We start from the raw sequence: 23,266 nt of genomic DNA, 5'->3' as shown, positions 1-23,266 counted from the left end.
GATTTTAGCATTTAGAAATAGTACCCGATGTTCAGGTTCAGGCGGCTGTGCCAGCGGGCATCGGGCGTACCGGCAGCCAGGGCTTCGTTCCATACAGGTCCCAGCCACGGATGGTTTTTACCGGCGGCCCAATCCACATAAGTAAATATGTGGCCTGCCGTGATCATACATCCCAGCACATTCATCTGGGAGTTGTAAAGCCCTTTGCCCTGTTTCTGCATATAGGAGTAATCGTTATAAAACGTTAATGCACTGACAGGTCCCCAGTGGACCGGCTGTGTATAAGACAGGGAGGCCGTGTGCATAAATGCTTCAGCGGCTACCTGATAAGACGAGCCATAGGCCGCCATTTCCACATGGTCCGCTAGTTGGGCAGAGTCGGCCACATTATAGCGGTAGTACATGGATTGCAGTTTGAGGTTCCAGCGGTCTTTGTTCAGGTTGCTGTGTACCGCTGCGGCCCAGTGGCTTCCCATGTTTCCGGAGGGGATGTTATACAATCCGCCCAGCATTACGGAAGCGCCTATACTGTTATTTTTATTCAGGAAATATTCCACGCGGGCATTTCCCTGATTGACTTCTTTATTGCGGCCAGCCACATCGTAAGAGTAGCGGCCGGGGTCAATGGCCGACTTATCGCCGAAGCTGAGTTCTTCCGCGTTCTTGAAGAATGCCAGCTGATACAGCCAGCGGTTGGCGCGGCGTTCAAACTTGATCCCCATATCATAGTCATCTTCTTTCCCAACATAATAAGGCAGGTTAAAAAACCAGCTGTGCGAGTTGTAGGTCACGTTACCGAAGGGCACCTGTGTAAGGCCTATATCGAGGTGCGTACTATCGTTGAAGTGATAGCGCACATATCCTTCCTTGAGGAAGCTGCCACCAAAATCTTTTGAGTAAAAGCGGTATTCAGCGTGCAGCGATAATTTTTTCCAGGACGCGTCCGCATTTACGCGGAACATGTCGAAGCCGAAATCGCCACCTCTCTTCATCTGTTCCTTTTTCCAGGACGAGAGGTTATAGTTAAAGCGCAATGCGCCTCCGACGTGAAACGTGGGTTTATCTGTTTTTCTGGTTTCCGTACTATCCTGTGCAACAATAACCAAACTAGGCAAGAGAAGCAATAAGCATAGCAACAACCAATGCAATGATTTTATCATAGTCATCAATTATTTAATATGTTTAAGCTGATCTATTCCCGGGCGACATAGGGGACCTATGAGCATGCCACTGCACTGTTGACAGCGAGCGTAAAAGGAAAACCGGGCGCGAAACGGCCCGACAAATGATCAAATTTCCAATAATATTGACTGTTATAGCGTAATGCGTTGTGCTCGGAAGGCACTTTTAAACAGTCGGGTTTTGCGTTAAGCTTTGCAAAAATACGAAAAAATGGCTCCGCTGCCAAGCATTTTTTGAAAAACATCAAACAACCTCGCAAAAGAGATTGTTATAAGTTCGGTTGAATTCCAATCTGTTCCAGCAATTTCTTCATCATTAAACCCTACAATTATGTCATTTGACTTACTTGAAAGTGCAAAAAGTATTTTTAACAGTAATGTCGTTAGTCAGGCTTCCTCACAACTGGGGGAGAGCGAAGGCGGCATCCAAAAAGCATTAAGTGGGATTGTACCGGTCGTATTAACGGGACTGTTAAATAAAGCCGGTTCAGGTGGAGACGCCGGTGGTTTACTGAATATGATCAAAGGCGTGGCAGGCGACGCTAATCCGTCAGCCGTGGCGGGCGCCTTGCAAAGTGGCGGTGGTGGCCTGCTGGCCAAAGGCGGGGACCTGCTGCGCAGCCTCTTTGGCGACAAAATCAGTTCTATCACGGGCATGTTGTCTTCCTTCGCAGGCATCAAGGAATCTTCTGCCAGCACCTTATTGCAGACAGCCGCACCAGCCACATTAGGCGCAGCAGGACAATATGCGGCGCAAAACAACCTTACCCCCAATTCTTTCCTTTCCTTCCTGAATACACAAAAAGACAGCATCTTAAACGCCGTGCCCGGCGGCCTTAACCTGGCCGGCATATTGGGCCTTTCCAGTCTGGGCGACCTTGGCAAAAAACTGGGCGGCCTTGCTGCAGGCATTGGCGGAGCAGGTATTGGGGCCGCTACCGGCGCTGCCAACTCCGCGATCAACACAGTAAAACAGAGCGGCGGCGGCAGGTGGATATGGTCACTCCTGCTGATACTGGTGGCCATCATCCTGCTATGGTACCTGATGAGGGGCTGTGGAGGCAATAAGCCTGAAAGCACCACCGCCACCGATAGTATTACCACCAGTCAGCTGGCAGATTCCGCAGCCACGCATGTAACAGAAGGCGGTCCTGTTGTCAGCCGCGAGAATATCCAGGTGACACTGCCCGATGGTACCGTACTTCAGGCCTACAAAGGCGGTATTGAAGACCAACTGGTGACCTTCCTCAAAGACGACAGCCGGCCGGCCGGGAAAGATGTATGGTTTGATTTCGATAACCTCAATTTCAAAACCGGCAGCGCAGAGCTCACACCGGAAAGTATGCAGCAGGTGAAAAACATCGCTGCCATCCTCAAAGCTTTCCCTAAAGCTAAAATCAAAATCGGCGGTTACACCGATAAAACCGGCGACAGTACCAAGAACCTGAAACTGTCGCAGGAACGTGCCACAGCTGTGGAAACAGCCCTCAAAAACGAAAAGGCGGACATGAAACAGCTGCTGGGCGCCGAAGGTTATGGCTCACAATTCGCCAAAGCTGAAGCCACCGCTCCTGATGAAGAAAGGAAAAAAGACAGGCATATCTCTGTGAGCGTACGGGAAAAATAATTACGAATTACGAATTACGAATTGAGGGCTGTCTCATAGGGTGGTTACTTATTAACCGCTTTATAAGACAGCCCTCAATTCGTAATTCGTAATTCGTAATTCGTAATTGACCTATTCCTTCACCAGCACCATCCGGTTGCGGTCTGCACGGTAGATGGCGGTATAGAATTTTGCAAATTCGTTGTATTCTGCCGCGGGGAAAGTACCAGCTTTCCGCTGCAATTTGCGTATATACGTAATAGTGTTACCTTTCATGGCAGCGGTGGCGCTGTAGCTGCCGAACTTCGTTTGCAGGGCTACCGGCGCCGGCATTGCTTCAGCTTTGTAACCTTCCGGCACCGTAATGCTGACAGAATCTACATGTTCAAAAGCGAATTTCAGCACTACATCAGAGATACGGTTACTATCCGGTTCCAATTTACCTACCCTGCTCCGGTTGAGGATATTGGGGACAATAAAAATACGTTTGCCCGTTACCGTGGCATAGGCATTGCAGTTAAGGTCCAGCTGTTCTTCAATCTCCGGAATGAGCGCCGGCAGCTCCCGGCAGTCAAATTTACCTACATCATAACTTGACAAATCGAGGGATTTGCGCATCATCTCCAGCTGTTTGTCTTTGCTGTACACATGCAGCGCTTCATGCAGCGTTTCCTGTTCTTCACCGCTACGCATAGTAACAGCAGACACCTTCAGGTTGCCGTTGTCCTGCATGACCGCATTGACAGTACGTACCTGCCGGTTGTCTTTCATGCCCAATGCGGGCGTGTGCACCAGTTTTCCCCCTTCTTCCGTGAGCAGTAATACCGCACGGTCTGATGTAAAGCCACTCAGGTATCCGGCAGGAAGCGTATTGCTGGTACATTCCAGCCAGGTGGTATCCTTGTCCGGCACACACAGGATCACGTGATTGAAGTTATCATCCGGAAATTGTTCATTAATATATTTCTCCCCCTCTCCTGCTTTTACCCAGGCACAGTAGGATTTAATGCCCGCCTCTTTCAACAATGCCATCATGTAATTAGACAACGCCTTGCAATCGCCGTAGCCCTTTGCAGCAACGGTTTTGGCATCAAAGGTCTGTAAGCCGCCGATACCCAGCTGAATGCTGATGTAACGGTAATTTTGCTGCAGCCATTTATAGAGCGCCTGTATCTTCTGTGCTTTGGACGACTGACCGGCCGTCAGCTCCTGTACCTTCTGTTTGATGTTGTCCGGCAACTCATCTCTGCCGGCATTGATGGTGTAACCAAATTTACCCAGGCCTTCCCACGTGCTACCGTTGCCCTCGTAATCATCGAACTTAAAAACAGAAGGCGATAATAACACGTTGGCGCTCAGCTCCACAAATTCCCTGGAATAAGGTTCCCCTGCAAACGCAGGAATATTTTTCACTTCCCAGCTGTATGCTACTTTCCCTTTTTCAGCCACCTTTGGCTCCCCGGCAGCGCCGGAAGCCAGATAACGTAATTTGTAGCCTACAGGCGTTTCTACAACAAAGCGGGACAGTTCCACTGTACATTCTTTTATGATCTGAGGCATCCAGGAGCGGAGATGATAGGTGTTATTCACCCGTTCTTCCACTTCATATTCCACCGTATAGGGGTAGATGTTATGATAGAACCGGTGTACTTTATAGCGGGTATCGGTCATCAGGCTGCCGTCACCGTCTACACTGAGGTCTTTGATATCGGACTGTTTCAGTCTTTTTACCAGTTTACCGTCAGCGTCGTATAACGCGCCGCTGATGGACCTCACATCGACCTGTTTGTTATATGACTCTACGAGCGTACTGGCCTCAGCGCCTTCTTCATCGAGCACGGTGAGCACATAGTGGGTAACCACATTCACTTCTTTCGGACCGGAGATGGTCTGGACAATCTCCTCGAACCGCTTCACCAGGTGGGCATTTTCCCGCATAGAGTCCGGGATGGCCTTCACAGGATACACCGGGTCGCCGGCCATCAGCCTGGTACAGCATAACAATGCGGCTGCAAGGGATGACATTATTTTATACATGGGGGTTATTTTTTCTTTTTTAACACGATCTGTTCGGCCTGTTTTTTCACGACCAGGTCGAAAAACTCGCGCAGGGACGGATAGTCTTCCGGCGCAAAGTTAGCTTTGTTGAGTTTCACACGGGAACGCAGCTGGATGTGGTTATCCTGTTGCTGGATCAGGTACTGAAAAATGCCTTCCTCTTCGTTGTACTTTGCGATAGCTGGTTTCGGCAGCTCATCTATTTCATATCCTTCGGGCAGTTCCATGTTCAGCGAATAGATTTCGTCAAACACAGCGTTCATTTCAACCGGGAACTTGCGCTCCGCGGATTTGAAGATGTTGGAACGGTTGGCTTCCGTAAACATCGGGTTGATATAGATCAGCTGATCGTTGTCCAGCCTGATTTTGAAGTCAAACTTGACCATTACCGGCGATTCCAGTGTTTTCAGGTCTTCTATTTCCTTGTTGGCCAGTTCCACTTCTCCCACAAAGCCTTTGCGTATATTGTCAAAGAACTCTTCCTGATTTTTTTCCTTTACTGTTTTGCGGACTTTATAAGATTCGAAGTAGGTAGGTCTTTGCTGGAAAGAACCTTCTATCATGCCGTTTTCGATTTTGCCCAACATCACGCTGGTGAACTTTTGTTCGCGCAGGGAATCGGCTTCGAAAGACACGCCGGTAGCGCCTTCATCCACAATACGGGCAGGCCCGTTGTAGCAGTTGGGAGAAAGGCGGGCAAACCCCAGCAATGGGTCAGAGGCGTCGAGGCTGACAAACCTATCGTCGAGGCGTACCCCTGCAATGGTATAGTTAAAGCGGGCCAGCAGCGGATAAAACGGATAGATATGACCGTTATCCCGGGTGCTGAGGATCACCGGCCGGGCGTCCAGTTTCGCTCTTTTCAGCATAGCCACGAGCAGCAGGTTTACTTCCGCCACGGTACCGTTTTTACTGTTAAAGATGGATTTCAGTGTCCTGAAAATCCATACGCCGGAATGGTCCGTGCAGGTGAAATTGCTTCTCACCCAGTGATAGATCGCATTTGCTTTTTCTTCGTCTGTTTTGGCGTCTTTCACCAAACCGTCCACCACATCACCCAGGAAGCCGTTGTTATTACCAAGTGCAGAACCGAAGTTTTCATCTTTCATCAGTTCTTCCATCAGTTTGGGCCAGGTATTGGTTATCGGTTGGGGAGGCCTGTTAGGCCAGTTGATGGAAGCCAGCTGGAATTCTATCCGGTTGACGTAGTTATCCGTTGTGGTGATAAAATCTTCCTCGCGCATGGCCGGCACGTTTTGCAGGTACCATTTATAGATCATGACGCTGGGCGTAACGGTGGTCACTTCAGACGGTGAGCCTGCAGAGCCGCCATAGCCGTTGCTGGCTTCCGAGCGGAAAGTCAGTGTAGTACGGCTTTGTTCCTTGGAGAACACAAATTTCTCATATCCCTGGGGAATCTGGATGTAATCGAAATATTCCGGGATGCCTACACTGTATTCGCTGTAGCGGACAGGGTAAGGTCCCTGGAAATCCCACGAGCGCAGGTGTTGGTAGTAGGGAGACAGGACCGTATAGGTGTACTCGATAATGGTGCCCTCTTTTACGGCCGGAATCGCGAATTTCTTCACGGCGATGTTCTTATCCTGTTTGTCCGTGAAGACGTTTTTACTGTCCATTTTCGTTTCCACGACCTCCCCGTTTTCGAGATTGTAGGCAGACGCTTTCAGGTTCTGCACCTTCTCCTCTTCGGAGCTGCCTTTGTGCAGCGTAATTTTTACGGTGGCCAGGTCGTACGCGTTTTTGTCAATGATTTTGATACGGGCATGGACTTTATACACCATACGGAACCAGCTTCCATCGGATTCAAAGCGGGAAGAACCGATCCTGGCCAGGACGATAGCATGCGCTCCAGAGTCGCCGGCTACAGGGGGTACGGTAAAATCTTCTTTGGAAACTTTGCCATATTTTATTTTAGCGCCATCCTGCGCAAGGGTTGTTATGGCATACAGACAACCGATGATAAAGGTTAATAAACCGGACTTGCAGTTCATACAGGTATAGGGGATTGAGCTACGAAGATAATAGAAATTATGCATCGCGTGTTTGTTATCCGTAATTTTGCGGGGATGAACAACACCTTATATATCAAACAGCTGGCGGCTGAACTGGGTTTCGACCATTGCGGCATTGCAAAGGCGGAGCAGTTGGACGATGATGCCCGCAGGCTGGAGCGCTGGCTCAATAAGGGAATGCATGGCAACATGCAGTACATGGAGAACCATTTCGACAAACGGATAGATCCCCGTAAACTGGTGGAAGGAGCGCAGTCGGTGATCACGCTGTTATTCAACTATTTTCCTTCCGAAAGGCAGCGGCCGGATGCTCCTCAAGTTTCCAAGTATGCCTATGGACAGGACTACCATGAAGTGATCCGGGCGAGGCTCAAAACCATGTTGCTGCGGATGCAGGAGCATATCGGGCCGGTGCAGGGGCGCGGTTTTGTAGATTCTGCCCCGGTGCTGGAGCGCAGCTGGGCCCGCCGCAGCGGTCTTGGCTGGATTGGCAAAAACGGGAACCTCATCCACAAACAGGCCGGTTCTTTCTTTTTCATCGCCACGCTGATCACGGACATCCCGCTGGAATATGACAGCCCGGTCGGTGATTATTGCGGCACCTGTACCCGTTGCCTGGACGCCTGCCCCACCGGGGCGCTGGTAGCGCCCGGCGTGGTGGATGGCAGTCGTTGTATTTCTTATTTTACGATAGAGCTGAAAGAGCAGCTTATTCCTGAAAAGATGCAGGGGCAGTTTGACGGCTGGATGTTTGGCTGTGACACCTGCCAGGATGTTTGTCCCTGGAACCGCTTCTCCAAAGCCCATTCCGAAGCGGAATTTGCGCCTATACCGGCTATTCTCAATTTCAGCACGCAGGACTGGGAAGACATGACAGAAGAGGCTTTCCGGGAAATATTCCGGCACTCGCCGTTAAAACGCAGCAAGTATGCCGGTATCCGCAGGAATCTTCATTTTCTGAACCCAAAGCCTTAACGTTTTGCGGGTATTTGTTTTTTAAGCCAGGCAGTGAGCGCCGCTGCTGCCTCATAGTTGTGGTAGTCTGCAGGCAACCTTTTTCCGTCTACATATTCGTTGTAGAACCAGGGGTCGCCTACCGCGAAGACCGTCCCCTTCCCTACTTTGGCCACTGCCATGATATTAAAGCCGTTGTCCTTAAAAACAGCCCTGGCAGGCGCTTTCAGCGTAAGCGTAGACAGTTCCTTAATATATACTTTCCCTACTCCGGGGAAGATCTCATGGTTTTGTGGCAATACAAAGGCGCCTTGTTCCCAGTTACGGCCCTGTACACGGTTTCGGCTGTCGCCATTAAAATGAATCCCGAACTGTTCACTGAGCAGGTTGAAGTGATCAAACTCCGCATTGAGCGAATCATTTTGCAGCAACACGAGGATGCCACCCGCTTTCACCCAGTTGTAGATAACTTTAGCTGCTGCCGCGTCCATATAATTGGGTGCGGGTGATTCCTTGTCTGTGTCCGGGTCGATGATCATATAGATATCTGATTTCCGGAGATTGGCCGCAGTGGGCGCGTCATGGAGGGTATCGCGGCGGATGCCGAGCGAGTCGAAGATATGGCCCCATATGGACAGGCCGCCGCTCTCGTCTTCATCCCAGATATAGTGCCAGCGGACGGTATTGCCGGCTTTGTCTTTTTTGTGTTCGTAATTGTAGTGGTAATCCAGCGTCACGACCGGCTGGCGGCGCTCCTGTTGAGCACTGGCAGTAAGGGCAGCCAGCAGGCAGCCAAATATTGCCACGAGTAATTGTTTTCTCATCACATGGAATTAGGGCTAAAAAATACAGATTATCCTTGTAAAAGGGTAATACTATCGTATTAAATCATCCGCATATATTGTTAACAACATTCATTTATCTTTTAACAAAATAATATCTGCTAAATACTTGACAATGGATTTAGCATCACCTACTTTTGTACTCAATAAATGCTTTCAATCAATTATATATATCCCGGCTTCGCCGGAAGATAACTGATTCAGCTTTTTATGGACCTGAGTGCCATAACGTGGAATTTTAGAACTTATCGATGCGATTGAATATAGTACAGCATTTTGAAAGACATACTTTGAAGTATGTCTATTTTTATGTCAAAAAAACGATAGTAAATGACAGTACAAGAGTGGGAGGAATACTTTTCCGGCAAAACCCTGCCGGCAGAAATTAAGCTCGACGACGCGACAGTAATAAAGAATCCGCGGCAGTGTATAGACAGCCATTTAGCGGTTTTGAAGAATAGCGGCAACAACTCCACCTTTTCCGGATTTGGATTCCGGTTTGAGGCGATCCGCAAGCACCTGGAGCAGCAGGCCTAAGAAACTGTAATCGGCGGGAGGTCCGGGACGTGGATTTGATCAATCACTTCGGTGGTGTTTTCGTGCTTCTTCCGGACAGAGTTTACCGGCCAGAACTCAAAGGCGGAATCAGGAGCCTGGTAGCTGATCACCCGTTCAATGCCGGCATCTCCCAGCTCCGGGCTAATCCATTCCTTTGCCAGTTCCTCAGTGAGGACCAGCGGCATCCGGCCAGCATAATCTCCAGAGTTATGAATCTGGGACAGGGATTTATTAGCCTCCCGGGTTGCCAGGGTAAATGTCTTTGTTGGAACAAGGGTTTCGTATTGCCATTTGCCATCATCTCCTCTTACTGGTGCATCAGACAACGTCCATAGACCCGCGATAAAAAACGGTTTGTCACCCTGGCTTATGTAGTAACAGACCTTAACCAATTCCTCTTTTATACCTTTCTTGGTTTCCTTTTTCATGGGCACTTCCCTGTATTCAAAGAAGCCTGTCACGGGGATCAGGCAGCGCTGGTGCCGGATGGCATTCCAGTCAGTCCGCGGCTGCAGGAATTTTTCCGAACGGGCATTCAGGTAGAACTGCCGCTGTTTGGCCAAGTCTGCTGGCTTGTGAATGCGTTTCGGTACCGGTCCCCATGTAAATTCGTCCAGTTCCGGACCATCTCCTTCATCAATTACAACTGGCCAGGAATTGAACGACATCCCCAGCTGATGGTATTTTGGGAATATGCTGAGCTGCTTGGGAGCCTTACCTCTCTTGAGCCATGGCATTAGTTCCTCAAGTGTTGGGATATCAATTTTCATTGAGATGTCGTAGCACATTGGAAATTATTTAAAGATGTCATTTAAATCTACGATTAATTCCTGACCACATGGCCCTTCTAATCGAACCGAGAGGACACCGTACCGCAATGTCAAATAAGAATGCATTTTCCAGTCTCCCCAATTTGTATGTTTACGCATGTATTTATAGGCCTTTTCGTCAAGCAGGCCGGTAGTCTTATATTTCCTGCTGCCCAAGGCCCCCAAAAAATTACGGTATCCTTCCGGTTGATCTGCCGCTTTGTATAACTTCTCAACCTCTTCCGGCCGCTCCAAATTATAGACGTATTTCCGGGGATCAAATCGTATATGTTGGAAGTGCTCATTCGCTTCGGCAATTGTCTCATAGGGAGTAAACACAAAACTTTCCCGGATACCACTGGAAATTCCCCAGGGGAATGACTGCCTGACAACAAAACCGGCGCCATATATGATCCCATTGACGTGCTCACGTGTGAGGAGAAGCAAGGGATTTGTAAATACAAAACGGTTCATTGCGGCAGGTGTATTACTTTCAGTTTTTCAACAATATGCTCGAAACTAGCGCTCCATTGCCAATCTTGCCGGGTCTGGTAGTAAATCCATCGCTTTACCGGCATATCATTTACAAAATAACTCCATTCACCGTCTGTTGTTCGTCTTTCTCGCCGCAAGACCACACCAGTCAATGTGGTTAGTGTTTCGTCCAGCAGGTCCAGTTCATAATCGATCAAGCGTGTGACATGGTCAATGTCTTCCAACGCCAAAGTCTCATTTTGATTGGCGACCCACTCATAGTATCGATTACCATACACGTCCCGTCTCTCCTCCTTCCGAAGCTCGCAGACGACCTTTTTTTCGATGCTGACGTTGAAGTAAAACTTGTGCCATGCCCCTGTAACCTGCGAGATTTGAACGTGCTTCTTTTCATTACCCCAGAAGGCGTAAAATCTTATATCTACCCGACACATGCTAACAAATTTAGTACTCGCAAAAACAATAAACTCCGTAAGACACAGCCAATACAGAAGGAGGTCTCACGGAGTTTTTTTTAAGATATGTCATTGCGAAAATACTAAAATATTTAGCATTTCAAAGAAATTTTGATTCAATGGCATTGGCAATACCTATCATCAGGTCTTCAGGAAGGTCATCGGCCACAGCCTTAAGATGTCCATTCTCAGGGCGGAAGACGACCTCTGTGCCGTTGATAACGGTAGAGTAGGAAACAATACCCCCTTCTTCCCGCGGAGTTATGTGATAGTGAGTGCCATTTACGATAAGATCAAACGGCTCCATGGTAGACTATTTAAAGTAGAATAATTCTCCAGGGTGAACATTCAAGGCGCGAGCCAGCGCCTCAACAGTGGATATGGTGGTATTTACCTCACCTCGTTCAATTTTTCCGAGCTGTGTTTCATCCATGCCAGCAGCTACTGCGAGATCAAGGCGCGTGCGTCCTTGCTCCACCTTCCGGATTCTGCGAAGGTTGGCCCCAAACTGCTTTATGTATTTTTCATTACGAATGTTCACCCCGGCAATGTGCGCCAGAAAGTAGATAAAAAATAATGCATATATGCATTGTTTTAATTTTTTTATTACATTCGTTTATCTTTGCCTCCCCAAAAATATTACGAGGCATCGCTTTTAATCCTGTTCCACCGACCAAACAAGAGCACAGGACGAGAAGTGAGGCCCGCGACCTTTGTGCGCGGGCTCTTCTTTGTCTGGCTCATCTTGGTCGGTGGACAGCAAAGTTGAGTTCCGCGCCTTTTTTTATTTCCCCGCGCGGAGTTTGTAACCATAAACTCCCTCAAATATGCTCGATCCAAAAGAAGAACGGGACGTCTGGATAGAATCAATACTATTAGTGCTCTTTCTCGCTCTGATGGCGTTCTTCGCCTTACAAGGTTCACTACCTCATTAAAACAATAATAATCAACATACTACGGCAGCTCCTCAGTTTGTACAAACAGGGGATTTTTTTCATAATCCTTATAATCAAATACGATTAAACGCAAAATGCCCCGGATATCTACCCGGGGCAAATAAAAAGCCGCCCTGGAAAGAGCGGCCGGCATCTGACATTTAAAATGTTAACCCGGCGCAATGTTAAGGCACGCCGGCCAAATTTTCCAGTTCATTATTGTTCACCGGTTTCAGCCTATTCACTTTGTTCAAGGCACAAAAAAATCCGCTGTTTGGCGGATTATTCGCGGCGCTCATTCTTAGCCAACATTATACGATATCAAGACGTTTGCCAAGGGCGGTAGCTATTTTCGATAATATGTCCTGACCGGTGGAATATTTACCCTGTTCAATCCGGGATATGTTCTGTTTTAACAGTCCCGTTCTTTCTGCAAGTTCAACCTGGCTTATGCCTTCTTCTTCACGCAGAGCTTTTATCTTCTCCCCAATGCGCCTGCGGTGATAAAGGAGATCTACTTGCGGAAGCTCTTCTGCCAACTCTATGAGACGCTTTTTCATCGCTGATAATAGATCCTGGTATGTTTCATAGCCTTTTTCTTGAGCAACATCAGTCATTACCTCTTCATCTGCTTCACCTATTAAATAGGCGCCGTCCCAAAGGCTTATTGGCTCAAACATGTTGAACTCCGTTCTAACCTGCATATCAAGGCTTTCACTTGATCCAAAACCAGATTCAATAATTTCAGCTTGCTCAGACAAGTCATAACCTTTCGCTTCTAATATTTGCGTTAGTGTGTTCATGATAAACATTTACAGTGTTAAGAGAGAAAATTGCCGGGATTTCTCCCGGCCCCGGTGACTAGCGTTTGAAAGGTTTACTGCGAAGATCTATGTCTGATACATCTGTGAGGTCAATAACCAGATCGTTATTTTCATTGCGGGACGCTCTTGCTGTAAACCATGAGCCATCCTTGCTCCAACAATCATATTTCTTACTGTACTTGTCAAACAAACGGCCTTCATTTTCAAAACCGTTTTCGGTCAAGTGTTCGCCCCATGCGGCTTTTGCGTTGTCTGCTTTGATAATAATTTGTTCCATGTTTTTGTTGCCGTATTTACCCTGTTGCCGCCAGCTTTGATTTGTTGAAACAAAGATAGTAATCAAATTTGATTACTGCAAATTTATTTTGAAATTGCCCAATAAAAAAATCCGCCGGTCATGGGGGCGGATTCTTACGGAGCGGCCTTTATACGCGGCGCCGGGTGGTAACCAGCGCGAAGATGCAGCAGCGGTGCGCAGCGTATGTGCGTTAAATGCAAAACCCGCTAAGAATAGCGGGTAATATATTTTGCACCTGGCGGGTGCATGAGAAGTAAGAAAAAAACCAACCTTCACAAATCTATGCGGTCAGTACGCAGCGTATGTGCGTTACTGAAATATGGACATAGCCTGTTTGTACATACTCTTGAAGCTGTCTGTCAACTCATCAGCCGGTTCTGCGGTCGCAGATCCAGCAGCCCAGCTCTTTTTATAAGCACGTGCAAACTGTTCGATGTCAGGCACGTCCATCCTTAAACGTAGCTTGGGCATATCAATATGACCGCCAATGTACAGTCCACGGTCCTGCAACCGATCCAGCAGCATGTAAAGGCTATCAGCCAGGTTATTGAATGCTATGAACAGCCGGGGGTTATTGGTTCCGTTCTCAGCTTTCTGCACTACTCCAGAAATTAGCCCGTCGTATTGCGCCGGCCACCTGCCGGCATCGGCCTGAAGTCCCGAAAAGTTAAAGTTGATTCCTGACTTGCCGTTTCGTCCCTCTATTCGGAAAACCATATATGCCGCCCTCTTCACTTCCACCGGGAAACTGGTCTTTTTGATCTCCTGAATAACCACCGGCATTTCGACCGCGGTTCTTTTATACGGTACTACCGGCTTTTCGCTATAATAATTCTTCATAATATTTTTAGTTTAGATCTGACATAAACCCACAGGCCTAACAACACAGCCGTTCCAGCATGAGCTAACCAGTGCAATACGATCTGTCTTTTCTTCTCAGAGATGGTAGCCCGCTGGTCGGCGTTTTCAATCTTCAGCTGGCTGATCTGTCGGTCCTTATCTGCCAGGGAATCACGCAACTGCGCTATATGCGCCAGTTCAGCAGTACTCTTTACCGGATACGGAATACCTACCGTGTCCGGCCGCGGCGCTCGATAATTCCGCCGCAGGCTGTCCAGCGTGTTGGTCAACCGGGTCACCTGCCGCTTATACCGGTCCACCAGGTCTGCACACTGCCTTCCGATGCTGTCCGCGGCATACTGTTTGGCCCGGGCAAGTTCGACCAGTAGGCTATCACCAGACCGCTGCAGGGAATCCAACGTGCCGGTGTAATCCGGATTATCCGCCCGCTTATACTGCGGGATCTTGCCAGCGCTGTCTGGTATACAAGGGAAGTGCTTCAGCGATAAGTCAGCAAAGTCTCCCGGGTGCCGGTCAAACACCTGGCGGGCCTTTTCGGTAGTCATGCAGCCGGAAAGTATGAGAATAATGCAGGAGACTAAAAAGAGATACAGGCTGTAAAGCACTGCAGCATCACCCCAACTGATCGACCTATTGAGTATCTTTTTCATTTCTTGTCAGCTTTGTTTTGCAGGAGCAGTAATATTTCGCTCTGCTTCTTGATTATTTCATCCTGTTTCCGGGTTAACTCCCTGGTATCCTCTCTGTAATCGGTCATAAAAACTGCTTTCCAGTTTTCCAGATTGGTTACCCTGACCTCTGTCTTCGCGACCATAGCGCCGGTGTTAAATATCAATGTGCCAACGGCGATAATAAAAGCCGCCATAGCGCTCAGTAAGTGCCATACCTTTAGTTGCGCGTTCATCTTCTTCGGTTATTTTTAAGTACTTTCAGACAGGCGATTAGGAATATTAATCCCTGTAGCGCCACCACCCACAAACACTGCCGGCGGCAGATCATGTAATGGGGGATATCAATTGCTTGATTGATGGCCAAGGCCGTAATGAGTGACAAAACATCTCGGTCCCGCCGTAAATTGCTTCCCGTATAAAGCCACATTGCAATGAACGCGGACAGGTACGACAGCATGCCAAACAGATGGTAGAAATACCATTGTTTACCATCCCACATGTCTGAAGGAAAGAACCAATAAACGATATCCTGGCTTCCCAGCCATATTTGATGCAGGCAGGTAAGCGGCCAGGATATCGCCAGTAGGATCAATATGCCGTCTTTGCGTTTCATTTAGCAGGCGGCGGTGTTTTAATAGGTGGGGGCAGCGGGCCGCCTGGACCGTCCATAGTTTTGGGGGCGTCCTTCTTAGCCAGGAAGCTCACGCCAAACGCTCCGCTCAGCAGCAAGGTGATGCTGTCCAGGATGTCTAAATACTGCTTCACAGCTGGAAAGTATCCGGCATTAGTTGCCGCATGCATTCCCGCAATAAGGATAATAAGTACACCGATGACAACCTGCAACTTTTTGAAGAATGGTGGATTTTCAGTCCGCAGGCGATCTACAAGCTCTCGGAAGAAGTCCGCGCCAAGTATCATTTTAATCAGATTCAAAATTTTCATTGTTCACTGTTTTATGGATTAAGGGTTATTTGTTTCCAGCCGGTATTTCCGGTTCCGGTTTTTTTGAAATACGGAAGGCCGTTTGTTGTATCTGAATACCAGCTACCTACCGGGGCTGTTACGGCACCTTCCGGAGAACCGCTCCCAGATGAGTACTGCACACCGTTTATTTTAGCGCTTCCGTCAATTGTTACATTACCGCTGGAAAACTGAAAACTACTGGCTGAAAACGTTATTGGTTGACTGAAGAAACTGAACGAGTTTGTCGATCCGAACATCCCTAAAAATCCAACTTGCGCCCCTGTTTCGTCCAGAAAATTTATGTATGCTGAGCCCCCCGATGTAGCTTTACGCAACGAAAATGCCAGCCCATCGCGTGTAATAACATTGCCAGTATTTACGATGTCGTTGAGTGTGGGCGGCGATGTCCATCCGAAGGTGCCAGTATTGTCGATGGCAGTGATGTATTTACCGGTAGCGGGCGTACCGGCTTCCATCTTAAACCGGTTTTGACTTGCTACTATACCACTGTAGAACTTGATAGCACTACCTGTGATCCCCAGCGTATCAGTAGTACCGGCTATGCCTATTTTTCCTTTTTGTGAGTTGCTTGCATTTACCAACTCCATGTATGTCTCACCAGATGATGTCGCTTTTTTCAATGAAAGACCAGCGCCATCCCGGATATTACCGATGCCTCCACGTACCTGTAGTTTCGCGTCGATGCCGGTTGCTACACTATCTCCCATGTAAATCGGCCCGCTCTCCGGCCGCGAATTAAGCGACAAATTTGTGCCGTTCACCCAGACCGGGAATCCAAAATTTGATGTTTTTATTTCCAGTCTCTCATCAGACCGGGACCACTCGAACACTCCATCACGAATGGTTGATGTACCTACCCGTACGGACGGGTAGGTTGTGTCCTCCATGACATTCAAATTCCCATTCCACCAGTTATGCCACGATTTTGCCGGTGCGTCATCCACATATGAAGCAGCGTCCACCATCGTATGGTAGGGGAACTTCGCAGTACTTCCTACTCCACTTTCAAAGTCCCCGCCCAGTATTGAAACGTGGTCAGTAATACCTTCAGCAAGGAATGTGCGTTGCGCAGATGTTGCCGGGGTGGCCGTAGGATATGTGATACTCATATCATTCACGGTGACTTGCAGGCGAATGAACGTAAACAAATTTGAACGCATAGAGGTGCTGGTTATGTAAACTCCATGCGCAGCACCCTGATCAAAGACTTGTGCATAACAGCTTCTAAATACGCTATTCCCGTAATTGCCCCCTGAGCTATTGTTATCCAAACGAAACAGGCCGCCGCCGAAACCTTGTACTGTCTCGTAGTCGTTATAAATTGCGTTAGTAAGATTTACCGCGTAGTGATTCCCGTCGTGGCCGAATACCCGGATGTCCTTCCATGTGCTGCCCCAAAGCCCGTTATCTTTACCTGTGCTGTACGCAGGCGGCATATAGTAGATGCCGTTGCCGGTATTCTGAAAGGCGATGGAAGGATCAAACAACAGGCCTATGCCGTAAATGTTTACAGTTCGCCCAGCACCGGTAATTTGTATGATATCCTGGCCGGCGGTGACCTGCTTTATTACTGAACCTTTTAAATACGGACTTGAATCAGGCGCATTAATACTGTTGAATTTTGCACTACCGTAAGCTCCGATACCTGTTAGAACAGGATAGGAACCATCGCCGCGAATTGTAATATTCTTACTCACAACCAACGGTGCGGTGATTTTATAGGCAGCAGGCGCTTTAGGCATGTACACTGTACCATTTTCCGGCGTCGCATTGATTGTTGCTTGGATCGCCGCCAGATCATCCGTCGTGCCATCTCCCACAGCACCATACCATCTAACATCCATATATCCCAGCTCAGAATATTTAACCCTGGTTTTGATACTATCAACCAGCCCCGTGGGAACGATTACCGGGGCCCCTGTGGTACGCCGGAAAGTAAATGTTCCGGTTGGCCCGTCGTAGAATGCCGAATCTATAGCTGATATCTGAGATGGTCTTTTAAGAATCAAACGTCCACTTATATCAGGCTGTAGAAATGATAAGGTGTCTGCATTGGCCAACGGGAGAAATGTCACGGCAGAAGGCGTAAATTCAGCATACAAGCTGCCAGCGCTTCCTGTAAGCCTCGTGAAGTTTACGCCTGTACTGAAATAGTTGTTGGCGGTAGAATCATATAAATCAAATCGGTTAAGCCCCAGCTGACCGATATTCACGCCTTTGGTTTGAAACCGGAATACCCCCTGCTTACCGGCCGGTGAATAGGTGAACCCGGACAGACTATTGTCAGCCTCTGTAAACCCGAGAACCTGTGATCCGCTGGAAAGGCTAAATATTGGTTTCCCGGCAAGCCCGTAATTGAGCGAAAACCGGCTGCTCCCGGTTTGGATATCGGTATCAAAAAGCAAGGGCGCGCCGAGCTGGAAAGTGTTCCCGGTCAACTTCAGTCCATTGTTGGCGAAATACACATTGCCGGCACCTCCTGGTATGCTTATCCAATAGTTACCATTCCATAATCGAACTGGTGGTGTAGCGGGATGTCCAACGGTATCCTGTGGTAGAATTACCACTGCCCCGACACGGTTGGGAGCAAAACCTACAGTATCCCGAACGGGGAAATACAGCCCGTTATCGAAAAGCACATTCCCCGGGTATCGGTAATCCCCGTATACCGGTTCCGGTGTCTGGCCAAAGCAGATACACGGTATCAGTAGTAATAAAAAGATCAACTTTCTCATGCTGTAATCATCTCTTGGTATAAAACAAAAATGGTCTGGCCCTTGAACATGCCTTTAGGGATACTCACCTGGCTAATATTAGGATTCCATATATACTCGGTTGCTTTCAACGGTTTGGTTTCAAGCTCGATCTGCAAAATATTCTTACCGGTAAGCGGATTCCCGTTGATATCGGTCAGGGTGATAAGTGTTTCGCCATTATTGCCCGCGGTATACGATGTAGAACTGGTTTTCTGGTACATAGAAGTAGTAGGATTTGGTGGCGTCCATGGATTAGACGGGTTTTGGTTTGGATTGGTATTGCCATTCGGATTCTGGTCCACTATCGCCAATACATTCCCATTGTTGCCGAAGTTGGTGGCGTAGATAACACCTGAAAGCGTCATCTGCCGGTATACATTGGCATCCGTAACCAACTCGTCGTCATAGGTATACTTTTGTCCGGACAACGGTATGGCATTCGCATTTTCCACCCCGCTATCCTGGATGATTTTGTAAAGTAGATCCAAGCTGCTGTAACAGTTCAAGCATACATCCAATATGCTTTGTCCGTATACCGAGGTAAAGTTTTTAGCGGCCATTGTCCTTTGTTGCGTTTGGGTTTATGGTTAATCCATCTTGGGAAACCGTCACCGTTGGATTGGTGACAGTATAGCCGTCGCTGGTAAGGTTCAGTTTTATTGCTCTTTGCAATTGCTGCTGCTGTCCTGATGAATTTAAATACCCGAAAACGCCAACGCCGTCAGGGGGATTTTCCTTCCACCATCCAGGGAAAGCGTTTATTGTATCCATGATGTGCTGTTCGTCGCTTTCTGCAATCAGGAAATCACCATCGCGGACTTGCAAGTCATTTTGCATCAAAGCTATATCGTAGTTAACTGCCATGTATGACGGTTGTATTTTCAATTTCATTTCGTTGTGTCGGCGTGATAGTCCCGGTAACGGGGGTGGCCGTAATAGCGGTGGCTCCAGTCCCTGTAGTTACGCCAGTATGCACATGACTATTGAATGTTGTCACCAGGTCGTTCACTTTGTTTTCGAGAGCATTTAGTTTATTGGTAAGATCAATGACCTTTACCAATCCGCCAAAGCTGCCGTTATTCAGGGTGATTTTATCCGGTGATACATCAATGACAGAATTGCCTACTACGGTGTAAATCCTATCCAATTCACTGAACATGGCCACATAAGGGGGCACGTATTTACTCAGTACCACTACTACTGTGCTGTTGACTGCCGGCACATGCAGAACTCCGTCATCGACTTCTGCCATGAGCTGAGCGTCCAGTATATCGGCAACCGCCGTTCCTGTTATGTTACTGCAGGTGCAGGTCCGGTTGTCAATATCAACTGATTCGACATTACAAAGCATCATGGACACCTTATCTGAGGCGTCCATACCGGCCAACTGCCTAACTGCTCGCTCTATCTTTGAATCACTCATATGGCATTTCCTTTACTATCCAATCTTGCCACCTGGTAGTCCAGGGTTATAGTTTGCCGCATCCCGGCGGTACCCCCGGTACGGTTTACCGCCTTCACTTTGTACCTACCATTCCGCTCAGGCAGCACATCGTCTAAAATGTCCACATTGTCCCCCTGCTGTACGTAAGGGATACCGAATGTGGTGAATTTCCCCTTAAAGCCGTTATAGTAGTACTTTTGAAGCTCCTTTTTTGCCAAATCAATCAGCTCTGACGCGGTAGCTACATTCCAGAAGTATAGCGTTCGCCGTTCTCCGGCAGTATTAGGGGCAAAATCAGCTTTTTGGCCTGCCGGTTTTACTGTGCCTACAAACTGCCCATTTTGCTGGGTAACGAGTACCTCCAAACGTTCTTTTTTAGTTTTTGCCTTACCGTCTTTCGTTGTCACTGCCAATTCACGTTTATTTATTGAATAGGCGATGGCTGATAATTGGATATCGTCTTTTCGTTTATAGTCTAATTCGTCAGAGATGATATTTTGCTGAAATTTGAAAACTTTACGGCCACTGGCGATAGCATCCGATTCAAGATACACCTGAGCGCCGCTACGCAGCTCATTGCCTCTGAAATAGCTCTGGAAATGATAGTCCTTACGGAGCCGGGCCAGCACCTCGCAAACGGTTTCGTTTTGTGTCCGGAAGGCCCCGAACGTTGTTTTTGTCAGGGCATTAACCGTAAATCCTGACCCTTTAAGTAAATCGGTTAGTATGTCTTCAAGGGTTGCCGAGGCAGGATATGCCTTGTTGGGGGCAATTATCTGCTTCAATTTCCACATATTATCTTCGCACTCCAACACTATCGGTTGCTTGCTGGTAACCTGGGATATATACCCGGTAAACAGTACACTGGTCTTCAAAACCTCATTACCGGAATTTTCATAGTATCGGTATCCGCCTTCAATTGTAACCTTATCTCCACGTAGGAAAAGGGGTACGTTAGTCGAAAAGCCACCGATATTGACACCTGGACCGGTTAATGAGACGAGCTTACCGTTCCCATCTCTCACATACACGTTTTTGGGCAGGGTGATCTTTGCCTTGTTGGTAAGATCTTCCCAGCTGTCGGATGCCTCATACTCCGCGACAAAATCATAGCGCAGGACTGACTTACGATTTGGAAAATCGGTTGTCGGCTGCTGCGTGAAGGTGATATTTGTGACGACCCTATACATTCGTAATTAAAAGTTCGATCGGTGTATCTGAAATGGCATTGATGGTAAATATCTGCTGGCTGTATCCTCCTGGCTCCTGTGCTGTATTAAAATCGGCCACAACAATATTGTAGATATCCAGGTGCTGTAAATACGAGCTGGTTACCCGGATAGGTACCGGGGCGTCTATCAAACGTTTTAGGGCAATCACCTCATCTACTGGATAATGACCGTTTTGTCCGGTGAGTATCCCATTGATGGTGATCTGATAATCCCCTTTTCCAATGTATTCCTTCACCGTACCATCCCGGCCCTGTATAGCCGTAGAGACTATATTTTTAGGCAGGCTCACTGCCATCAATACTGTTACAAGTTTAACCGAGGGCACTGTTACTGTTTGGCCATTAGATCCTGTGTACGTAACACCTTCCAGCGTCAGGTCGGTAAGTACTGGCGTGCCTAAAGTGGATTGGTATAGTGCCTTATCCTGATAGGATGTTTGATCAATCTTACCTTCATAATTATTGGGTAGTGCTTTAACCATCCGCACATTTTGCAGATTATAGGCCCGTATGAGCTGTCCCGCTATATTTGCTGCTGTTGCCATCACTGTCCTGCTACGATTTGAGAATCATTCACAGCGCTTAGGAGTGCCTGCGTTACCAGTTCCTTCACCTTGCCGGCACCTTCTGCGATGTTCGTGGTCTTGACGGTAAACTCCCTTATCAGATTGTCTATTTTGATATTAATCGTATATGACTTCGAGCCGGTAACCTTGGATGCACCCGTGTCTGTTTTGTTTGCAACAGGCGCGGTCATTCCTGTACCACCCGCACCGGCCGCTGCCACTGTTTTGGGGGTACCGGATTTTGCTTCTTCTGGATTGTCTTTTGCGAAATCTGCCAAGCCGGCATCCCAACCCTTTTTAGCAGCTTCACCAATACGTTTTGCCGAGTTAAACATGGCGTCAGCCATTTGTTTGCTGCCGGCCATATATTCATTCCAATCGAAGTTAAATAATCCCTTTAACCCCCTATATAGTCCAGCAAAGACATCCGACACTATAGAAGCAAATTCTTTCAATACTCCCCACGTGGCCCAAATGAACGCACGGAACTTTGCGAAGTGGTTATAGCAATAGATAACAGCAGCTGTTACTGCAGCAATTGCGGTAATAATAAACCCGATAGGATTGGCTGCAAAAGCCTGGTTCAATAATACCTGCATGCCGGCCCACGCTTTTGTTGCAGCAGAGGCAGTGAGCATACCATCTCCCAGTAATACAATACTGGCATATTGTAAGCCCTCCCAAAACAAACTGGCTTTAGTTATAAGTAAGGCTCCAAACATCATCGTCTTATATGCCAGCCACCCACCAGCTGCCACGAAAAGAATAGATCCAAAATCTTTAACCAGGCGCTTGTGTTGAACAAGCCAATCCCAAGTGCTACGCATAGATTCGATAAAGCCAGACATAGATCCCACAATGGCATCTATTGCGGGTTTAAGATCGTCGAACATCTTAACCTTCAGCTGAAAAAGGGCATCCCCCAAGTTGCTGATCTGCACCGAAGTATTTCCAGCCATATTTTCCAAACCATTAGCGTAAATACCCCCTTGCTCATGTGCCTTCTTTAACGCGTTGGTAAGCATATTGTAGCTAATGTCCATATCTTTTACTTGTTCCGTATGCTTGCCAGTTGCTGCAGCCAATATACCGTAAATGTTTATTCCAGCTAAGGCAAATTGTTTTATGTCCATCGCACTGGCAACGCCAACGTTTTTTATCTGTTGCAGATTGACAACCATTCTATTAAGCTCATCATCCCCGCCTCCGGTGGCCGCAATAGCATTAGCAAGGTCAAGAACTGTGGCGCGGGCATCTTTTGCGCTAACTGAAGCAGATATTAATATCTTATTGGCATTTAGAAGACCGTCAAACGCAAATGGAGTTTTCATTGCATCCTCCATCGTGTTCTGAATAACCTCAGCAGCTGCGTTAGAATCCCTTAACATGGTAGTTAGTCCGGTCCGCGCATTTTCCACTTTACTGCCGGCATCAACAACATCCATGGCAAACTTTCTAACCTCGTTAAGGCCGAAAGCCAAACCCATACCTGCGCCAACCTTATTAATCGTAGACTGCAGATCGTTCATAGTGCCTTCCACTTTTTTGGCAGTACTATCCACATTTCTGAGCTGATTTGAAATCAGGTCACGGAGGGTTAATATATAGCTTACTGTCTCGCTCACTGTTTTTCCATTTGGCCGGTTTTCTTCAATGCAAATTCCAGATACCCCCAAAGTCGATAAACATCATCCTCTTCAAGGGT

At 47.7% G+C, this 23,266-nt stretch carries 26 protein-coding genes; 3 read left to right on the top strand and 23 right to left on the bottom strand.

Annotation, left to right across the window (positions count from 1 at the left end; all coding sequences use genetic code 11):
• Window positions 1-11: 11 nt before the first annotated feature.
• Complete coding sequence (locus ACTJJS_RS05315) at window positions 12-1,115, bottom strand: hypothetical protein (protein WP_440662761.1); 1,104 nt, start codon at window positions 1,113-1,115, stop codon at window positions 12-14.
• A 397-nt stretch (window positions 1,116-1,512) separates the two neighbouring features.
• Here ACTJJS_RS05315 and ACTJJS_RS05310 point away from each other — a divergent pair, with 397 nt between their 5' ends.
• The gene (locus tag ACTJJS_RS05310; RefSeq protein ID WP_440662760.1) at window positions 1,513-2,808 is read left to right on the top strand and encodes an OmpA family protein; all 1,296 of its coding nucleotides are present in this window, start codon (window positions 1,513-1,515) and stop codon (window positions 2,806-2,808) included.
• Between the two features lie 111 nt (window positions 2,809-2,919).
• Here the strand turns inward: ACTJJS_RS05310 and ACTJJS_RS05305 are convergent, their stop codons facing one another.
• Window positions 2,920-4,824, bottom strand: a complete 1,905-nt coding sequence (locus tag ACTJJS_RS05305; protein WP_440662759.1) for a DUF3857 domain-containing protein — start codon at window positions 4,822-4,824, stop codon at window positions 2,920-2,922.
• 5 nt (window positions 4,825-4,829) lie between these two features.
• A complete protein-coding gene (locus ACTJJS_RS05300) occupies window positions 4,830-6,857 on the bottom strand; it encodes a transglutaminase domain-containing protein (protein WP_440662758.1) in 2,028 nt (675 codons plus the stop codon).
• Window positions 6,858-6,932: 75 nt separating this feature from the next.
• Between ACTJJS_RS05300 and queG the strand changes: the two genes are divergently transcribed.
• Window positions 6,933-7,853: a tRNA epoxyqueuosine(34) reductase QueG gene (gene queG / locus ACTJJS_RS05295; protein ID WP_440662757.1), complete on the top strand. Its 921-nt coding sequence runs from the start codon at window positions 6,933-6,935 to the stop codon at window positions 7,851-7,853.
• Here queG and ACTJJS_RS05290 read toward each other — a convergent pair.
• Complete coding sequence (locus tag ACTJJS_RS05290) at window positions 7,850-8,656, bottom strand: DUF4350 domain-containing protein (RefSeq protein ID WP_440662756.1); 807 nt, start codon at window positions 8,654-8,656, stop codon at window positions 7,850-7,852. The two genes, queG and ACTJJS_RS05290, sit on opposite strands and share 4 nt — an antisense overlap.
• 348 nt (window positions 8,657-9,004) lie before the next feature.
• On the opposite strand from ACTJJS_RS05290, the gene ACTJJS_RS05285 reads away from it, so the two are divergent.
• Complete coding sequence (locus tag ACTJJS_RS05285; protein WP_440662755.1) at window positions 9,005-9,211, top strand: DUF6965 family protein; 207 nt, start codon at window positions 9,005-9,007, stop codon at window positions 9,209-9,211.
• Here the strand turns inward: ACTJJS_RS05285 and ACTJJS_RS05280 are convergent.
• The 19 genes from ACTJJS_RS05280 to ACTJJS_RS05190 form a co-directional block, all read right to left on the bottom strand.
• Complete coding sequence (locus ACTJJS_RS05280; protein ID WP_440662754.1) at window positions 9,208-10,020, bottom strand: SOS response-associated peptidase; 813 nt, start codon at window positions 10,018-10,020, stop codon at window positions 9,208-9,210. The genes ACTJJS_RS05285 and ACTJJS_RS05280 overlap by 4 nt on opposite strands.
• A gap of 6 nt (window positions 10,021-10,026) precedes the next feature.
• Window positions 10,027-10,515 (bottom strand): hypothetical protein, encoded by a 489-nt coding sequence (locus tag ACTJJS_RS05275; RefSeq protein ID WP_440662753.1) that lies wholly within the window; start codon window positions 10,513-10,515, stop codon window positions 10,027-10,029.
• A complete protein-coding gene (locus ACTJJS_RS05270; RefSeq protein ID WP_440662752.1) occupies window positions 10,512-10,970 on the bottom strand; it encodes a hypothetical protein in 459 nt (152 codons plus the stop codon). Before ACTJJS_RS05270 ends, ACTJJS_RS05275 begins: the two co-directional genes overlap by 4 nt.
• Window positions 10,971-11,091: 121 nt before the next feature.
• Window positions 11,092-11,298 (bottom strand): hypothetical protein, encoded by a 207-nt coding sequence (locus ACTJJS_RS05265; RefSeq protein ID WP_440662751.1) that lies wholly within the window; start codon window positions 11,296-11,298, stop codon window positions 11,092-11,094.
• Window positions 11,299-11,304: 6 nt separating this feature from the next.
• Window positions 11,305-11,469, bottom strand: a complete 165-nt coding sequence (locus ACTJJS_RS05260) for a helix-turn-helix domain-containing protein (RefSeq protein WP_440662750.1) — start codon at window positions 11,467-11,469, stop codon at window positions 11,305-11,307.
• Between the two features lie 768 nt (window positions 11,470-12,237).
• Entirely contained in the window at window positions 12,238-12,729 is a 492-nt protein-coding gene (locus ACTJJS_RS05255) for a helix-turn-helix domain-containing protein (protein ID WP_440662749.1), read from the bottom strand.
• Between the two features lie 58 nt (window positions 12,730-12,787).
• Complete coding sequence (locus ACTJJS_RS05250; protein ID WP_440662748.1) at window positions 12,788-13,027, bottom strand: hypothetical protein; 240 nt, start codon at window positions 13,025-13,027, stop codon at window positions 12,788-12,790.
• 330 nt (window positions 13,028-13,357) lie between these two features.
• Window positions 13,358-13,888: a hypothetical protein gene (locus tag ACTJJS_RS05245; protein WP_440662747.1), complete on the bottom strand. Its 531-nt coding sequence runs from the start codon at window positions 13,886-13,888 to the stop codon at window positions 13,358-13,360.
• Complete coding sequence (locus tag ACTJJS_RS05240) at window positions 13,885-14,454, bottom strand: hypothetical protein (protein WP_440662746.1); 570 nt, start codon at window positions 14,452-14,454, stop codon at window positions 13,885-13,887. The genes ACTJJS_RS05245 and ACTJJS_RS05240 overlap by 4 nt, the downstream gene beginning before the upstream one ends.
• Window positions 14,455-14,555: 101 nt before the next feature.
• Window positions 14,556-14,813 (bottom strand): hypothetical protein, encoded by a 258-nt coding sequence (locus tag ACTJJS_RS05235; RefSeq protein ID WP_440662745.1) that lies wholly within the window; start codon window positions 14,811-14,813, stop codon window positions 14,556-14,558.
• Window positions 14,810-15,193 carry a hypothetical protein gene (locus tag ACTJJS_RS05230; protein ID WP_440662744.1) on the bottom strand — a complete coding sequence of 128 codons (384 nt, stop codon included), beginning with the start codon at window positions 15,191-15,193 and terminating at the stop codon, window positions 14,810-14,812. Before ACTJJS_RS05230 ends, ACTJJS_RS05235 begins: the two co-directional genes overlap by 4 nt.
• A complete protein-coding gene (locus ACTJJS_RS05225; RefSeq protein WP_440662743.1) occupies window positions 15,190-15,522 on the bottom strand; it encodes a hypothetical protein in 333 nt (110 codons plus the stop codon). Before ACTJJS_RS05225 ends, ACTJJS_RS05230 begins: the two co-directional genes overlap by 4 nt.
• 11 nt (window positions 15,523-15,533) lie before the next feature.
• Window positions 15,534-18,299, bottom strand: coding sequence for a glycosyl hydrolase family 28-related protein (locus ACTJJS_RS05220; protein ID WP_440662742.1), 2,766 nt, complete (start codon window positions 18,297-18,299; stop codon window positions 15,534-15,536).
• Entirely contained in the window at window positions 18,296-18,808 is a 513-nt protein-coding gene (locus ACTJJS_RS05215; protein ID WP_440662741.1) for a hypothetical protein, read from the bottom strand. The genes ACTJJS_RS05220 and ACTJJS_RS05215 overlap by 4 nt, the downstream gene beginning before the upstream one ends.
• A gap of 61 nt (window positions 18,809-18,869) precedes the next feature.
• Window positions 18,870-19,184, bottom strand: a complete 315-nt coding sequence (locus tag ACTJJS_RS05210; protein ID WP_440662740.1) for a hypothetical protein — start codon at window positions 19,182-19,184, stop codon at window positions 18,870-18,872.
• Window positions 19,174-19,743, bottom strand: coding sequence for a hypothetical protein (locus ACTJJS_RS05205; RefSeq protein WP_440662739.1), 570 nt, complete (start codon window positions 19,741-19,743; stop codon window positions 19,174-19,176). The genes ACTJJS_RS05210 and ACTJJS_RS05205 overlap by 11 nt, the downstream gene beginning before the upstream one ends.
• On the bottom strand, window positions 19,740-20,954 hold the full coding sequence (locus ACTJJS_RS05200) for a hypothetical protein (protein ID WP_440662738.1): 1,215 nt from the start codon (window positions 20,952-20,954) through the stop codon (window positions 19,740-19,742). The genes ACTJJS_RS05205 and ACTJJS_RS05200 overlap by 4 nt, the downstream gene beginning before the upstream one ends.
• Window positions 20,947-21,540 (bottom strand): DUF6046 domain-containing protein, encoded by a 594-nt coding sequence (locus ACTJJS_RS05195; RefSeq protein ID WP_440662737.1) that lies wholly within the window; start codon window positions 21,538-21,540, stop codon window positions 20,947-20,949. Before ACTJJS_RS05195 ends, ACTJJS_RS05200 begins: the two co-directional genes overlap by 8 nt.
• Window positions 21,540-23,186 carry a tape measure protein gene (locus ACTJJS_RS05190; protein ID WP_440662736.1) on the bottom strand — a complete coding sequence of 549 codons (1,647 nt, stop codon included), beginning with the start codon at window positions 23,184-23,186 and terminating at the stop codon, window positions 21,540-21,542. Before ACTJJS_RS05190 ends, ACTJJS_RS05195 begins: the two co-directional genes overlap by 1 nt.
• Window positions 23,187-23,266: the final 80 nt, after the last annotated feature.

Source organism: Chitinophaga sp. 22308 (assembly GCF_052045305.1).
In the GTDB taxonomy this organism is placed as follows: Bacteria; Bacteroidota; Bacteroidia; order Chitinophagales; family Chitinophagaceae; genus Chitinophaga; species Chitinophaga varians_A.
The sequence above is the reverse complement of the archived record's forward strand: the minus strand, read 5'-3'. Positions and strand labels throughout refer to the sequence as shown.